14 protein-coding genes and 1 pseudogene are annotated in these 14,577 nt (G+C 62.4%); 8 read left to right on the top strand and 7 right to left on the bottom strand.

Features of this window, described 5'->3' with window-relative positions:
- A pseudogene (locus DIE12_RS32665) lies at nucleotides 1-816 on the top strand (hypothetical protein); the annotation flags it as partial.
- Nucleotides 813-2,294, top strand: a complete 1,482-nt coding sequence (locus tag DIE12_RS32660; protein ID WP_260429067.1) for a virulence factor — start codon at nucleotides 813-815, stop codon at nucleotides 2,292-2,294. The pseudogene DIE12_RS32665 and the gene DIE12_RS32660, both read left to right, overlap by 4 nt.
- Nucleotides 2,295-2,442: 148 nt before the next feature.
- On the opposite strand, the gene DIE12_RS32655 is transcribed toward DIE12_RS32660, so the two are convergent.
- From DIE12_RS32655 to DIE12_RS32620, 7 genes are all read right to left on the bottom strand, one after another.
- The gene (locus DIE12_RS32655; RefSeq protein WP_124523376.1) at nucleotides 2,443-2,982 is read right to left on the bottom strand and encodes a cytochrome P460 family protein; all 540 of its coding nucleotides are present in this window, start codon (nucleotides 2,980-2,982) and stop codon (nucleotides 2,443-2,445) included.
- Complete coding sequence (locus DIE12_RS32650; protein ID WP_124523374.1) at nucleotides 2,982-4,025, bottom strand: alpha/beta fold hydrolase; 1,044 nt, start codon at nucleotides 4,023-4,025, stop codon at nucleotides 2,982-2,984. Before DIE12_RS32650 ends, DIE12_RS32655 begins: the two co-directional genes overlap by 1 nt.
- Before the next feature lie 287 nt (nucleotides 4,026-4,312).
- Nucleotides 4,313-5,593 carry an epoxide hydrolase family protein gene (locus DIE12_RS32640; RefSeq protein WP_124523370.1) on the bottom strand — a complete coding sequence of 427 codons (1,281 nt, stop codon included), beginning with the start codon at nucleotides 5,591-5,593 and terminating at the stop codon, nucleotides 4,313-4,315.
- A 174-nt stretch (nucleotides 5,594-5,767) separates the two neighbouring features.
- The gene (locus tag DIE12_RS32635; protein WP_124523368.1) at nucleotides 5,768-6,376 is read right to left on the bottom strand and encodes a pyridoxamine 5'-phosphate oxidase family protein; all 609 of its coding nucleotides are present in this window, start codon (nucleotides 6,374-6,376) and stop codon (nucleotides 5,768-5,770) included.
- An 87-nt stretch (nucleotides 6,377-6,463) separates the two neighbouring features.
- The gene (locus DIE12_RS32630; RefSeq protein WP_124523366.1) at nucleotides 6,464-6,652 is read right to left on the bottom strand and encodes a hypothetical protein; all 189 of its coding nucleotides are present in this window, start codon (nucleotides 6,650-6,652) and stop codon (nucleotides 6,464-6,466) included.
- A gap of 10 nt (nucleotides 6,653-6,662) precedes the next feature.
- Nucleotides 6,663-7,862 carry a PLP-dependent aminotransferase family protein gene (locus DIE12_RS32625; protein WP_124523365.1) on the bottom strand — a complete coding sequence of 400 codons (1,200 nt, stop codon included), beginning with the start codon at nucleotides 7,860-7,862 and terminating at the stop codon, nucleotides 6,663-6,665.
- A gap of 699 nt (nucleotides 7,863-8,561) precedes the next feature.
- On the bottom strand, nucleotides 8,562-8,750 hold the full coding sequence (locus DIE12_RS32620; RefSeq protein WP_059819600.1) for a hypothetical protein: 189 nt from the start codon (nucleotides 8,748-8,750) through the stop codon (nucleotides 8,562-8,564).
- A 198-nt stretch (nucleotides 8,751-8,948) separates the two neighbouring features.
- Between DIE12_RS32620 and DIE12_RS32615 the strand changes: the two genes are divergently transcribed.
- The 6 genes from DIE12_RS32615 to DIE12_RS32590 all read left to right on the top strand — a co-directional run bounded on the left by DIE12_RS32615 (nucleotide 8,949) and on the right by DIE12_RS32590 (nucleotide 14,273).
- Nucleotides 8,949-10,295 (top strand): MFS transporter, encoded by a 1,347-nt coding sequence (locus tag DIE12_RS32615; protein WP_044849019.1) that lies wholly within the window; start codon nucleotides 8,949-8,951, stop codon nucleotides 10,293-10,295.
- A 56-nt stretch (nucleotides 10,296-10,351) separates the two neighbouring features.
- Nucleotides 10,352-11,323, top strand: a complete 972-nt coding sequence (locus tag DIE12_RS32610) for a dipeptidase (protein ID WP_124489282.1) — start codon at nucleotides 10,352-10,354, stop codon at nucleotides 11,321-11,323.
- A gap of 32 nt (nucleotides 11,324-11,355) precedes the next feature.
- Nucleotides 11,356-11,880 (top strand): DUF5943 domain-containing protein, encoded by a 525-nt coding sequence (locus tag DIE12_RS32605; RefSeq protein ID WP_124489281.1) that lies wholly within the window; start codon nucleotides 11,356-11,358, stop codon nucleotides 11,878-11,880.
- 88 nt (nucleotides 11,881-11,968) lie between these two features.
- Nucleotides 11,969-12,541, top strand: coding sequence for a PAS and helix-turn-helix domain-containing protein (locus tag DIE12_RS32600; RefSeq protein ID WP_052664858.1), 573 nt, complete (start codon nucleotides 11,969-11,971; stop codon nucleotides 12,539-12,541).
- Nucleotides 12,542-12,820: 279 nt separating this feature from the next.
- Nucleotides 12,821-13,117 carry a hypothetical protein gene (locus DIE12_RS32595; RefSeq protein WP_124523363.1) on the top strand — a complete coding sequence of 99 codons (297 nt, stop codon included), beginning with the start codon at nucleotides 12,821-12,823 and terminating at the stop codon, nucleotides 13,115-13,117.
- Nucleotides 13,118-13,775: 658 nt separating this feature from the next.
- A complete protein-coding gene (locus DIE12_RS32590) occupies nucleotides 13,776-14,273 on the top strand; it encodes a hypothetical protein (RefSeq protein ID WP_124523361.1) in 498 nt (165 codons plus the stop codon).
- Nucleotides 14,274-14,577 lie beyond the last annotated feature (304 nt).

The following is a 14,577-nucleotide window of genomic DNA, read 5'->3' as shown; positions in this document are numbered from 1 at the left end:
ATGTTCGTCGTGACCGGCATCAGTTCGGCATTGAACATGCTCCGCGTGAACGCCGATCCGCCGAAGGGCTGGACGGTCGTTGCGGATGCCCCGGCGCTTGACGAACCTTTCCCGCCGAAGGCATTGCGATTCGGCAAGTCAGTCGCGACCAGGGACGGTGACGCGATCAGCGACTTCAACGAAGGCAACGATCCGCCGGCTGCTTGGCGCGACGCGAACAAGAGCGATGCAGACAAGCGCGCTGACGATCCGTACGACCAGTACAAGGCAAAGAACGAGGACAGCGTCGCCCGAGGTACGGCCGCAACGGAAGCTGGACAACGTTACGAGGACCGCGCGCTGATGCGCATGGAAGCGCGCCGGACATTGAACACCGAATGGCTCGACGGCGACGGCCACGTGATCGGCGAGGACGGCAAAAGCGCGATGCCCGAAGGCTACAAGGATTGGCGCGACAAGCAGATCGTCGATTGGCTCGATCGCGGCGCGACCAACAGCCCGACGAATCACTCAACGACGATGACCAACCCCGAGCATGCTGAAAAGGCGCTTGCGTATGACGTCGCGGTGGGCTTGTGCTACGTAACGGAGAAGCAACTCAAAGCGTTGCGTATAGAGGCGGATTGGAGGATGGGGGATGGAATCCCCTTGGAAAATCCGAACAAGAAGTACGCCGACTATTTTGCGTCTGGAACTCTCGATAGAACACCTCTCCCCGAATGGGTACACACCGAGAAAAGCGAAGGCAAGATGCCGCTCGCGATCGTGGATGAGCGGGAAGGTCAGCTTTATTTGAAGGTCGGAGGTGCCGTATGAGGGCACTGATTACTACGCGACCACGACGTATCGCCGTTGCCATTTCGGTTTGGTTAATCACCACTGTTCTCATGGCCTCGCTGATGGCTCATGTAGAACAACCCGACCCGGCACATTTGGAAGTAGGGGATTGGATGAAACGATACTTTGTCGTACCTGGACTGGCTGCGCTCACGGTGTTTCTCTTCACTACGGCCACGATGCGCTCCGCACACGCCGCCCCTGTTAGAGAGCCTGCGGCGAATTCAACACCAGCAGCCGAAGATCCGGCGATGCCATTCACCGCTCAGGTTGTCGGGCTGATGTGGTTGAATCCGTTGCAACGGATGGACTACCCCACCGAATGGCAATTGTTGTGGGCGCAAGGGCTTACCAAACCGAACAAGAATGACGACATGGTGCGCACGAAGCCCGAAAAATTTTCGTCACTTCGCTCCATCGGAGCATTGGTTTACGGCAACGAGGGCGAGGAAACGTTCAAGGGCTTCTACGCGAAGTACATTGATAAGTTCATTCTCCTCCTGCGCTCGCGCTACTTTAGCAACTCAGGTTACTTCTACACGGTAAAGCCAGAAAACCAAGGCCATTGGCGCGAACTCGCCGGCATACGCGTCGAAGCCGCCGTTCCGCCCCGACTCGATCCGGCCTTTGCCAAGTCGCGCATGGTCGACCGGATGATGAACTTCTTCGAAATTGGCCCGCCGTCACCCAAGACGCTTTGGAGCCGCGACACGCCTCCCGACTTGCAAATCACCCAAGGCGGCGCAAACGCCGGCTTCACGTCGCTGAACAACGCGCTGGGCTACTTGCAGAAAAACCCCGACAAGACCGTATGGGTGATGAACTGGGACGCCCCGAACTTCCCGCCCACGGATGCGCAGATCAACGAGAACCTCGTCGTGCGGTTCCTCGCGGGCCCGAACTTCAACACCGAGCGCGAACCGCTCGCCTGGATCGGCAAGGCCGCAACCGGCAACACGCACGATTTTTCGCCGAAGGTCGGCACGACGCGAACGGTGCAGGCATGGAAAGCCACGATCGACGAAGCAGCACGCAATGCCGGTGTCGCGGTCACGGACCTGAATTACATCGTCCACGACGCAGGTGTACCCAGCGACGCAGCGTCGTTACGCGTTGTCTCGCTCGCGCGGACGTTGACGGAAACCCTTCCGGAATACGACCACACGAATCAGACGTTCAACACGGCAGCCCTGCTCGGCGACATGGGAACCGGCAGCGCATTGACCGACGTCGCACTCGCGATCGGCCGGATCAACCACTTCGGCGGTAACGCCTTGGTCGCAGGCACGACCGATCCTGAGCACCCCGTCGCCGTCGTCGTCAGACCACCGTCAAAGCTCACGCCGATCGATCCGGACCAAGACTGGTTCCGCGCACGCGGCGGCAATAACGCGTACCTCCCCTGGTGGGGTCGTCGACACGACACCGACTACGGCATGCAAGGCTATTCGTGGTGACGCAATCTACGCGGCGGCGCAATCGTTGGCGACCGGGTTCGCACCGCCGCTCCACCCGCAATTCAGCACCGGCGATCAGAACGATGGTGAACGGCGAACGGCGTACCCCACACGACACGCATTCGCCGGTTCCGCCACGCTCGCCCCCTCAAGGCGCAAACCGCGTGAACACATAGTCGTGATTCTTCACGCGCGCCTGATGACACGCGAAGCAGGTCTGGTGCTGACCGATATCGGCCGGCACGCCGTTGATGAAGCGCCCGAAGCCCCAGCCGCCCGTCGATGCATAGCGACGCGAATCCTTCACCATCACCTGCACGGTCGTCGCCTGGCCGGGCACCGTCGCCGGCGCGAACTCGTCGGACTGCTTGCGCTTGTACGCGAGCTTCACGAGGATCGCGCCGTCCGGAAACGGCAGCGTCGCCTGTTCGAGCGCGCGGATCGCGACCGGGTTGCCGAGCACCACGCGCAATTCGTCGAGCGGTGCCGCTTCCTCGGCCGGCGCGACCATTTCCCACTTCCGATAGCCGGGCGGAATCGTCACGCCGTAGATCGGCGACGCGGCCGGCTTCGGCTGCTCCCCGAAAGCGGCCGGGCCGCTCGCGGACAACGCACCGGCCAGCAGCGCACCCGCGACGAGCGCACGGCGCGCGCCGCGATGCACGACACCAGAGGTACCTGCCTGCATCACAGATGCTCCACTTGCAGGATCGCATCCGCGAACGCCTGCGGCGCTTCCTGCGGCAGGTTGTGGCCGATGCCACCGGTGATCGTCCGGTGCTGGTACTTGCCGGTGAACTTCTTCGCATACGCGGCCGGCTGCGGATGCGGCGCGCCGTTCGCATCACCTTCCATCGTGATCGTCGGCACGGTGATCGCCGGGCCGGCCGCGAGCCTCCGCTCGATGTCGTCGTATTGCGCTTCGCCCTGCGCGAGCCCGAGGCGCCAGCGATAGTTGTGGATCACGACGGCCACGTGGTCGGGGTTCTGGAACGACGCGGCGCTGCGCGCGAAGGTCTCGTCGGAGAACTGCCACTTCGGCGACGCGAGCTGCCAGATCAGCTTGTTGAACGCATCACGATTCTCCGCGTAGCCGAGCGCGCCGCGCTCGGTCGTGAAGTAGAACTGATACCACCACTGGAGTTCCGCTTGCGGCGGCAGCGGCTTGCGGTTCGCCTCCTGGCTGCCGATCAGGTAGCCGCTCACCGACACCAGCGCCTTCACGCGCTGCGGCCACAGTGCCGCGATGATGTCGGCCGTGCGCGCACCCCAGTCGTAGCCGCCGAACACCGCGCGGTCGATCTTGAGCGCATCCATCAGCGCGACGATGTCGACGGCCGTCACCGCCTGCTGGCCGTTGCGCACCGTGTCGGCCGAGCGGAACGTCGTCGATCCGTAGCCGCGCAGGTACGGCACGATCACGCGAAAGCCGGCCGCCGTGAGCAGCGGTGCAACGTCCGCGTAGCTGTAGATATCGTACGGCCAGCCGTGCAGCAGAAACACGACCGGGCCGTTCTTCGGCCCGAGATCCGCATACCCGACGTTCAGCACGCCCGCGTCGATCTGATGGATCTTGCCGAGCGACGCCGCGCCGGCCGCGCGCTTCGGCGTCGACGCATCGGGCGCCGACTGCGCGCGCGCCAGCGAGCCGAACCCGAGGTCGGCCAGGCTCAGGCTGGCGAGTGTCGTGCCCAGAATCAGGCGGCGGCGGGTGTTGACGGTATCAGGCATGACGCGTTCTCCATTGTCGATCGGTAAGAAAGGGGCCCGCGGCACGTGCGGGCGATGCGGTATCGCCATTCACGGCGGCGGCGCATCGCACCGCACCGCCGTGTGAATCGCTTCACCGGTTTTATATCCGAACCGCCCGGACGCTTTGTATCCCAACGTATCTGTGTTCGGGTACGACATACAGCGATTCAAAATCGTGGCGGAAACGGGCGTTCGCGGTCGGCCGCGCGCGACGCGCGACACGAGCCGGCATCGCTACCGGCCCGCGTTTTCCCGTCAAGCCACGCTTACGCGCGACGCAACGGCCGGAACCCGGCACGCACTTCGCGGGCGAACAGTTCCGGCTCCTCCCAAGCCGCGAAATGCCCGCCCTTGTCGACTTCGTTGAAGTAGATCAGGTTGTGATAGCTGCGCTCGGCCCAGCTGCGCGGCGCCTGGTAGATCTCGCCGGGGAACACCGTGATCGCCGCCGGCAGCGAGATGTCCACCGCGTTGAAGTTGTTCGAGTGATCCTCCCAGTAGATCTGCGCGGCCGACGTCGCCGTGTTGGTCAGCCAGTACAACGAAATGTCGTCGAGAATCTCGTCGCGCGGGATCGACCGTTCGGGCACGCCGCCGCTGTAGGTCCACTGCGAGATCTTGTCGTACATCCACGCGGCCTGCCCCGACGGCGAATCGGCCAGCGCGTAGCCGACCGTCTGCGGACGCGTGACCATCATCGCCGAGTAGCCGCAGTTGTCGCGATAGAACGTCGCGAGCTTCTCGTACGCGGCCTTCTCCTTCGGCGCCAGCGACGCCGGTGCCGGCGCGTCGGTCTGGAGCAGCGTCGCGATGTCCGGCGGCACCGTCGCCGGCATGTTCACGTGAATCCCGGCCAGGCCCTGCACGCGCTGCATCGCCATCCGGTGCGAGATCACCGAGCCGCAGTCGCCGCCCTGCGACACGAAGCGCGTATAGCCAAGCCGCGCCATCAGCTCGCCCCAGGCACGCGCAATGTGGTCGGAGCCCCAGCCCGTCTTCGCCGGACGCCCCGAGAAACCGAAGCCCGGCAGCGACGGCACGACGACGTGGAACGCATCGTCGGCACTCGCACCGTGCGCGGTCGGGTCGGTCAGCGGGCCGATCGCCTTCAGCAGCTCGAAGATCGAACCGGGCCAGCCGTGCGTCATGATCATCGGCATCGCGTTCGCGTGCCGCGAGCGCACGTGGATGAAGTGAATGTCGAGCCCGTCGATCTCGGTGATGAACATCGGAAAGCCGTTCAGGCGCGCCTCGCCCTTGCGCCAGTCGTATTCGGTACCCCAGTAACGCAGCAGCGCCTGCATGCGCGCGAGCCGCACGCCCTGCGATTCGTCGGCGACGGTCTCGCGGCCCGGCCAGCGCGTCGCGGCAAGGCGGCGGCGCAGGTCGGCCAGTGCGTCGTCGGGGATATGGGCGGTGAACGGGCGTATGCCGTCGCCGCCGGTGGCCGCACGCAGCGCGGCGGTGGGCAGCATCGCGGAGACCCCAGCGGCCACGGAAGTGGCCAGCAGGTGGCGACGCGTCGGGGAAAACGGTGTGGAAGACATCGTTCGGCATCTCCTTTCGTGAAGTGGAAAGTGAACATGCCGCGCGTCCGAGCGCGCCTTCGCTTTCATTCGGGCACACGCCGGTCACGCGGCGTTGCCCATTCGAAAGGTCTGATGTATCGGGGATTTGTCTGACTTGTACGCGTTTGTAGCAAAAAAACGCGGACGTCGCCGTCAGGGCGCGACCCAACGGCCTTCGTAGCCGTCGTCGTTCACGTCGAACACCGCGCGGCGATGGCCGCTGCGCGCGAGTTCGAGCCAGTCGATGCGCGTCACCGTGACGTGGAGCAGGCAGAAGTTCCGGTAGCCGTCGTCGGTGGCCGATGTGCCTGTGGTTGCGCCTGCCGCGACGTGCGCCTCTTCGGGCGACCCGATCGGCGTGCCCGGGCGCAGCGGTGCGCGATACAGCAGCAGCGTATGCGGACGGCTCGATTGCCAGACCGCGCGACGTTGCGCTTCGTCGTCGCAGATCGATGCCACGCCTTCCGCGCGAATCTGCACGAGTGAATCGAGATCGTTCGCGACGATGGCGATACGCGCGTCACGGCGCAATTCCGCGACCTTCTCCGAACGCACATCGGTATGGAACGACAGCAGGCGATCGGCGCGGCTCACTTGCCGCAACACGATGGTGCGCACCTTCGGCGCACCATCGAGGCCGAGCGTCGCGGCCTGCAGCATCGTGAACGGCGAGCGCTGCGTGCCGACGCCGGACTCGAGGCAGGACCAAAGGCGGTCGTACGTCTCCGTCAGCGATTCGGAAGGGGAGTCGGTGTCCGACATGATGGCGTGGCGATCCTGCGCGATTCGATCGCGACAGCTTAACCGTTTCGGCGACGAGCTTTCCTTGCGAGCCCGCCGCCGCGGGGTTCAGTTGTAGCCGAGGACGGCCGGTGCGGCGTCACGCGTGTCGGTCGACTCCGCGCCGAAGCGGCCGAGTACGTCGGCCACGTACTGCGGCCCCGCGCTGATCTGCGACGACTTGTGCTCGACGGGACGGATATCGGCCATGCCCGGCGCTTCGTCCATCCATGCGGTGTGGTTGATGATCATGTTCATGTGTGTCTCCTCACGCGGCCAGCGCCGCACCATACGCGCGCACGAGGCGCGCCACGCCTTCCCGGATCGCGTCGACATCGGGCGCGGCGAACGACAGCCGCAGCGATGCCGCGTCGACGTTGTCCGCGAAGAACGCCTTGCCCGGCACGAAGACGACCTTGTTCGCGATCGCCTGTTGCAGCAGCACGTCCGACGACACCGCGCCGATGCGCGCCCACACGAACATCCCGCCTTCGGGACGATGGAACGTGATCGCGTCGCCGAGACCGTCGCGCAGCGCGTCGCACATCGCGTCGCACTTGCGCTGGTAGGCCGCCGTGATGCGCGGCAGATGGCGTTCGAGTGCGCAGTCGGCGAGATACTCGGCGGCGGTGGCTTGCGTCCACGGCGTGCTGCACAGGTCGACCGTCTGCTTCGCGATCACGCAGCGCCGCGCGATTTCGGCCGGCGCGATCGTCCAGCCCACGCGCAGCCCCGGCGCGACGATTTTCGACAGGCTCGCGAAATGCACGATCCAGTCGCGCGCGCCTTCGACGTCGTTCGCGAGTGCAAGCATCGACGGCACCGGTTCGCCCGCGAAACGCAGGTCGCCGTAGGGATCGTCCTCGACGATCAGGAAACGGTATTGCACCGCGAGGCGCAGCAACTTCAGCCGGCGTTCGCGCGTGAGCGTCGCGCCGGTCGGGTTCGCGAAGGTCGGGACCGTGTAGAGCAGCTTCGGCTGCGCGATCGCGCCGGATGCGAGTTGCGACGCGAGGCGGTCGACGTCGAGCCCTTCGCCGTCGACGGGGATCGTGACGATGCGCGCCTGTTGCAGACGCATCGCCGACAGCGTCGCCGGGTACGCCGGCTGTTCGGTCAGCACGACGTCGCCGGGGCCGACCATCACGCGCAATAGCAGATCGAGGCCCTGCTGCGAGCCGGTCGTGACGAGCAGTTCGGCGGGCGTGCACGTCACGTTGCGGCGCGCCATCAACGCGATCAGTTGCTGCTTCAGTTCGGCGAGGCCGTCGGTCGGGCCGTATTGCAGGCAGCGGACCGGCTGCGCGTATGCGCGTTCGGCGGCGGCGTTCAGGCCGTCGACGTCGAACAGGTCGCTGGCCGGGTAACCGCCGGCGAACGAAATCATCCCCGGCTCGGAGAGGTATTTGAACAGCTCGCGGATCGGCGAACCGGCAGGATTCTGGAATGAGGGCGTGAACGCGTACATGTCGTCGTGAGCTGGATGGCAGCGACGGCCGGGATAGCCGACAGGTGCCGCCCGCCAAGGCACTTCTGGCGCCAACGGCGGGAATTCGAGCCACGATTGTCGATAGTCATTAACGCTGCGGCAAACGATATCTATGCACTAGGTCTTGCGGTTTGGTCATCAAATGGGCGGCGCTCGCCGTGTTGCTCGGTGGCCCGCATCAACTCCCTTTCCCGCGCTCTCCAGGCAATTCCGAGCGCCCGATCACTTCTCTTCCATTGTCGGCCGTGCCCGTATCCGAGAAGCCGGCGGCTTCAATCACCGATCCCCGAGGCACAAATTGCCATCCGCGATTTTGTATCCCCTGGGATACAAAAATTGATGAAACAGGCACCGATGTAGCCCAATGGCTACAAGATTGCTCAAAGCGATCGATATCGACAAACGATACCCATATGCATCATGTCTTGCGGTTTGATCATCGATTGTGGGACGTGATGCGGCCGTGCCGCGCGGATAAATAGAGTACGTTCGACGGTTTTCGACGGGTACGTGTTGGCGCTTCACGGCGGCTCGCGGCCGTGGCAGTTGTCACAGGTGACTACAGGTGTGCCGCTACATGCGTTGATGGCCGCACGGAAGCGACGCCGCACCTAGCCCCAAGATGCGCGCGCCCCCGAGGCATCTTCCGTCATCGAGCCCTCGCCGCGAAACTCCCCATCAGCGGCACACAATATCGACCGCCAGAATCTCGTACCCCGGATCGGCGTTCTCGCTCGCCACCTTTTTCGCTTCTTCATACGAAAGAAAGGACATCGCTTCCTCGATCTCCGGTGCCATGCCGATGTCGCCGTCCTCGCCGGTACAGAGGAACTGAAGTCCGGTCTTCACGACATAGATGGTCGTCATGTCTCCCTCCATGGTGTGCATGGGGAACTTCCAGTCTAGCCTCCACGCTCCCTTATTCAACTCCGGCAACGTCGCCCGGCAGCCGCCCCCCGCCCCGCCCCGATTACCTAGGTAATTGACACGTATGGACCTAGGTAATTGGCGTCCCTACGATGTTTTCGACGCGAACCGAACCACACCTACGAAGAGGATACGACCATGACCACCCAGGACGTCGATACCAGCACGCTACGACGCGTGATCGCCGCAGCCTCGATCGGCAATTTCGTCGAGTGGTTCGATTTCGCCGCGTACGGCTTTCTCGCCACCATCCTGACGCGCGAATTCTTTCCGAGCGGCGATCCCACGGTCGGTCTCCTGAAGACCTTCGCCGTCTTCGCGGTGGCCTTCGCATTCCGCCCGCTGGGCGGCCTGGTCTTCGGCGTCATCGGCGACCGGATCGGCCGCAAGCGCACGCTTGCGCTGACGATCCTGATGATGGCCGGCTCGACCACATTGATCGGCCTGCTCCCGACCTACGCGAGCATCGGTTATTGGGCGCCGTTGCTGCTCACGATCATCCGCTGCGTCCAGGGGTTTTCGGCAGGCGGCGAATACGCCGGCGCATGCGCGTACGTGATGGAACACGCACCGCGCCGCCGCCGCGCGTTCTTCGGCAGCTTCGTGCCGGTGTCGACCTTCTCGTCGTTCGCCTGCGCGGCCGTGGTCGCCTATCTGCTCGAATCGTCGCTGTCGTCGCAGGCAATGGTCGAATGGGGCTGGCGCGTGCCGTTCCTGATCGCGGCACCGGTCGGCCTCATCGGCGTGTACCTGCGCGTCAACCTGAATGAAACGCCCGCGTTCCAGGCACTCGAAGGCAAGCACGACATCGCGCATGCGCCGCTGATGGAAACGCTGCGTTCGCAGTCGCTGAATATCCTGAAGCTCGGCGCGTTCGTGTCCGTGACGGCGCTGTCGTTCTACACGTTCACCACGTATTTCGCGACCTACCTCCAAGTGGCCGGGCACCTGTCTCGCGGCACGTCGCTCCTGGTGACGGTGCTCGCCCTCTTCTTCGCCGCGGCCCTGTGCCCGGTCGCCGGCTTTTTCTCCGATCTCGTCGGCCGCCGCGCGACGATCGCCACGACCGGCCTCTTCATCATCGTGTCGGTGTATCCGGCGTTCTCGCTGGGCGGCTCGGGCGTGCTGTCGCAATCGCTGGCCGGCGTCGCGCTGCTTGCGATCGGCGCGGTGTTCTCGGGCGTCGTGACGGCACCGCTGATGTCGGAAGTGTTCGCGACGAAAACGCGCTATACCGCATCGGCGATCACGTACAACCTCGCGTACACGATCTTCGGCGGCACGGCGCCGCTCGTCGCCACGTGGCTGATCTCGGCGACCGGGACCAACCTGTCGCCCGCTTATTACCTGATCGCCGTGTCGATCCTGGCGATGATCGGCGGCCTGTCCCTGCCGGAAACGTCGAAGACGGCGCTCGAAGACGCAGGTCCGGCAACCGCGAGAACCGGCCAGTCCGCCAAGCGCGGCGTCGAAGGCGCGGTTTGAGTACACGCCCCGCTCGTGCAAACGGGGCCGACTAAACCAACGCATGGAGAAACACCATGACGAGCCTTCACGACGCCAGCATCATCATCGACGGCCTGAACATCTCCCGCTTCGAGCGATCGGTGTTCGAAGACATGCGCAAGGGCGGCGTCACGGCCGTCAACTGCACGGTCTCCGTGTGGGAAGACTTCCAGAAGACGATCGACAACATCGCGGAGATGAAGCAGCAGATCCGCGAATACAGTGAAATCCTCACGCTGGTGCGCACGACGGACGACATCCTGCGCGCGAAGAAGGAGAACAAGACCGGCATCATCCTCGGCTTCCAGAACTCATATGCGTTCGAGGACAACCTCGGCTACATCGAAGTGTTCAAGGAACTCGGCGTGAATGTGGTGCAGCTCTGCTACAACACGCAGAACCTCGTCGGCACGGGTTCCTACGAACCGGATGGCGGGTTGTCCGGCTACGGCCGCGAAGTGATCCAGGAGATGAACCGCGTCGGCATCATGGTGGATCTCTCGCACGTCGGCGCGAAAACCTCGTCCGACGCGATCGCCTGTTCGAAGAAGCCGGTCACCTATTCGCACTGCTGCCCGTCCGCGCTGAAGGAACATCCGCGCAACAAGACGGACGAGCAACTGCGCGAGATCGCGGAAGCGAACGGCTTCGTGGGCGTCACGATGTTCATGCCGTTCCTGCGACGCGGCGCCGATGCAACCATCGACGATTACCTCGAAGCGATCGAATACGTGATCGACGTGATCGGCGAGGACAAGGTCGGAATCGGCACGGACTTCACGCAGGGCTACAGCACCGAGTTCTTCGACTGGATCACGCACGACAAGGGCCGCTATCGCCGCCTGACGGACTTCGGCAAGGTCGTCAATCCGGAAGGCATCCGCACGATCGGCGAATTCCCGAACCTGACGGCCGCGATGCAACGCGCCGGCTGGAGCGAGTCGCGCATCAGGAAGGTGATGGGCGAGAACTGGCTGCGGGTGTTCGGCGAAGTCTGGAACGGTTGAATCACACGACACGAACGCACCACGCACCCGCCATGCAGCCACAATTGCCGATCGACGTCGATCCGGACACCGGTGTCTGGACCACCGACGCGCTGCCGATGCTGTACGTGCCGCGCCATTTCTTCACGAACAATCATGTCGCCGTGGAAGAGGCGCTCGGCCGCGAAGCCTACGCGTCGATTCTCTACAAGGCCGGCTACAAGTCGGCCTATCACTGGTGCGACAAGGAGGCGAAGCAGCACGGCATCGCCGGCATGGCCGTGTTCGAACATTATCTGAAGCGGCTGTCGCAGCGCGGCTGGGGCGTGTTCAGCATTGCCGAAGCCGATCCGGCGACGTCGCACGCGCGCATCCATCTGCATCACTCGTCCTTCGTACTGGCCCAGCCCGACAAGCACGGCAAACTCTGCTACATGTTCGCGGGCTGGTTCGCCGGCGCAATGGACTGGGTCAACGACACCGCGCCCGACACGGCGAGCAAGGGCCCGCGTGCGCATTCGGCCGAACTCCGGTGCGCGGGCGAAGGGCACGACTGCTGCGTCTTTCACGTCGGTTGAATGTGCCGCAAGCGCTACGGCTACAATCCGACAGGAGCGAACCTGCCCGATAGCCTGGGTCCGAACACAGTTCGGACCCGCCGACCCGATGCCGAACATGACCGACACGATGCCAAGCCTCGACTACGAAGATCTCTTCAGGCATCTTCCCGTCGCCGCGATCGTGGCGAAAGAGCGCATCATGATCGACTGCAACGAGAAGGCGCTGCAACTGTTCAGGGCGACCCGCGACGACATCATCGACCAGTCGTTCGCGAAGCTGTATCCGCAGCAGAAGGACTTCGCGACGACCGGCCGTCGCCTCGCGCCGCTGCTCGCGAAGCGTGCGGGGTTCAGCGACGATCGCATCATGCGCCGCGTCGACGGCAGCCATTTCTGGGTCACCGTGTGCGGCTTCGGCTACAACCCGAAGCGGCCTTTCGAGCTGGCCGTCTGGACCTTCACCGACCTGTCGGGCGATGCGAAGCATCCCGACGTCGCCAGCACGTTGACCGATCGCGAGCGCGACGTCGCGGCATTCCTGGTTCACGGGCTCACCAGCAAGGAAATCGGCAAGGAGCTGAACATCAGCCCGCGCACGGTCGATATTCATCGTGCGAGCTTGCTGCGGAAGTACGAGGTGCGCACGACGCATGATCTGATCGCTTGCTTGCTGGCCTGAGTCGCTCGCGCCGGAACGACGCGTCCGGCCTCCCGCTCCGATAAAAAAAGGTTCATCGCAGGAAACCGTGTCGCCTTGCATACAGGTCTCGCCCGCACAAAATGCCAAGATCGTTGCCGACTTGCGTCAGTGGCTGGAACGAACTCTACACCGTCACCGTACTAAACGCGGGGAGCAGGTCGCCACACCAAACGAATGAACGCGACGAAGCCACGCGCTGTACGTCGACGCCTGACGAAAGCACAACTTCTCCCGCTACCGACTCGGGATGTGCAGCGCTTGTCGCTCAAGCATCACCGGGCACTAGCTACGCTCCTAACGCGTCGTACCGGCGTCGATTCGATAGCGACGTCATTGAATGTGGTGTATCTCGCCTTCTTTCCTCGAGATCCAGACGACGTCGATCTGTCTCGCTATCGTGAAGCAGGAGATGTTCTGAACGCCATCGTCGCTCGCATGCAAAGGACGAAGTGTGGGCGACCGAGCGAGCATGAGCGGATCGCGCTTGAGCGGGTTGTGATCGAGCACGATGCACAAATGGCGGCCTTAGGGAAATCCCGATTGGTCGACGCATGATCGCGGCTGACACACGTCATTAAGCTCGGCAGCGCCTCTCCGATCGCCGTTGCTGAATAGCGCGACCTCACTTTCAGACTCGCTCAAGCCGGTAGCCATGGGCATAGATGGACGAAGGCCGATAGTCATCAGCGTCCGGGCCATTGGCCCTACGTGGCCGGTTGTAGAACCGCAGTCCTTCACCTTTTCATATGTACCAGCGCGGCATTGCAGCATGTATCAACGGCGAAATCGATTGAGCTTGTGCTCGACGAGGGAGCTATTGTGAACTGTCAAGGATTGCAAAGTACCCGTCGATTTCATTGCACCTATCTTACGTAGTGCTATACCTTATCAAAGAGAGGGTGCCGCGAATTACCCTCTTTCATTTTAGAAAAAACAACTTCTTAATTCGAATTGGGGGCGGACAATTTCTGTCTTACTGCCATGGCGTTAGATCTGTCGCACCGGCGATGAAGTTGATGTCGGTCGACGATTCGTCGATCGAGAATAATAATTACGGGAGTCCACATGCAAAATGGCTGGGGCCGATACTATCCAGGGGTCTAATACCCCGACGTTCGATCAAATTGTCGTTCGTATTTTCATGCAACCGTCTGGTGCAAGACAAATTTCACTTCCATTATGATGGTTGAATGAACCATTGAGGGTCCAATATATGAAAACGTTGATTTCGCTTTTTGCAATTTCAATTCTGGCAAGCACCACAGCCTGTACGCAAATGCCGTCAAGCAGCGGTAATCAAATAGATAAATTTTCACCGAGCTATGTCAGGCAACACATTGTTGTAGGAAAAACCACGAAGGCCGATGTGGTTGCGCTATATGGAGATTCAAATTCCAAGCAAACGAAAGATGATGGCAGGGAAACTTGGTATTACAATGAAAGTACCGCATCGACTCCAAATGTAATGGAACGCATGGGAGGGATGCTTAGTGGAATTACTTCCGGTTTATCTCAAATGGGTTTATCTACGGCGCAAAATACAGTGGGCGCTGTTAGTGATCAAGTTAATGGCGCAAATAGAAGGGTTAACGGTGCCAAAACGATCGCGACTTCCGCTCAGGATGGGAAGGCAGCGAAAGAAAATGGATATGCGCGTCAGTTGTTCATTGACTTTAGCAATAAAGGCATTGTTACTCATTGGTGGAATTAAAATCCGTTAACGATGGTCTAAAAATCTCCACCGAACAAAGGGCGACAGAGGAAATCTGATGAGGCCGCCGATTGTTGACGATAGCCAGATGCCGACCGACCGGTTTTATGCCTCATCTGTGGTGTAGATGTTGTAGCTGGGTCGGAAGACATCGGATCATCAAATGCAACGCCATCGGAACCAGCACTCCGTCGCCCACAATTCCGACGAATGGAACCGCGAAATTGAAAGGATTGGCCGCGTACAACGCGACCAAAGCGACGGCGGGAAGCAACCATCTTGGGCGGTCGGGATGACGCAGTGC

It is taken from the genome of Burkholderia sp. Bp9015, from assembly GCF_003853505.1.
Lineage (GTDB): Bacteria > Pseudomonadota > Gammaproteobacteria > Burkholderiales > Burkholderiaceae > Burkholderia.
Note: the sequence above shows the minus strand (reverse complement) of the source record. Positions and strands in the feature narration are given on the sequence as shown.

Coding starts and splice junctions, on each gene's coding strand:
- DIE12_RS32610 (WP_124489282.1), top strand. CDS start 10,352: ATGACGAGCCTTCACGACGCCAGCATCATCATCGACGGCCTGAACATC.
- DIE12_RS32605 (WP_124489281.1), top strand. CDS start 11,356: ATGCAGCCACAATTGCCGATCGACGTCGATCCGGACACCGGTGTCTGG.
- DIE12_RS32625 (WP_124523365.1), bottom strand. CDS start 7,862: ATGTACGCGTTCACGCCCTCATTCCAGAATCCTGCCGGTTCGCCGATC.
- DIE12_RS32630 (WP_124523366.1), bottom strand. CDS start 6,652: ATGAACATGATCATCAACCACACCGCATGGATGGACGAAGCGCCGGGC.
- DIE12_RS32635 (WP_124523368.1), bottom strand. CDS start 6,376: ATGTCGGACACCGACTCCCCTTCCGAATCGCTGACGGAGACGTACGAC.
- DIE12_RS32590 (WP_124523361.1), top strand. CDS start 13,776: ATGAAAACGTTGATTTCGCTTTTTGCAATTTCAATTCTGGCAAGCACC.
- DIE12_RS32660 (WP_260429067.1), top strand. CDS start 813: ATGAGGGCACTGATTACTACGCGACCACGACGTATCGCCGTTGCCATT.
- DIE12_RS32640 (WP_124523370.1), bottom strand. CDS start 5,593: ATGTCTTCCACACCGTTTTCCCCGACGCGTCGCCACCTGCTGGCCACT.
- DIE12_RS32620 (WP_059819600.1), bottom strand. CDS start 8,750: ATGACGACCATCTATGTCGTGAAGACCGGACTTCAGTTCCTCTGTACC.
- DIE12_RS32600 (WP_052664858.1), top strand. CDS start 11,969: ATGCCGAACATGACCGACACGATGCCAAGCCTCGACTACGAAGATCTC.
- DIE12_RS32615 (WP_044849019.1), top strand. CDS start 8,949: ATGACCACCCAGGACGTCGATACCAGCACGCTACGACGCGTGATCGCC.
- DIE12_RS32650 (WP_124523374.1), bottom strand. CDS start 4,025: ATGCCTGATACCGTCAACACCCGCCGCCGCCTGATTCTGGGCACGACA.
- DIE12_RS32655 (WP_124523376.1), bottom strand. CDS start 2,982: ATGCAGGCAGGTACCTCTGGTGTCGTGCATCGCGGCGCGCGCCGTGCG.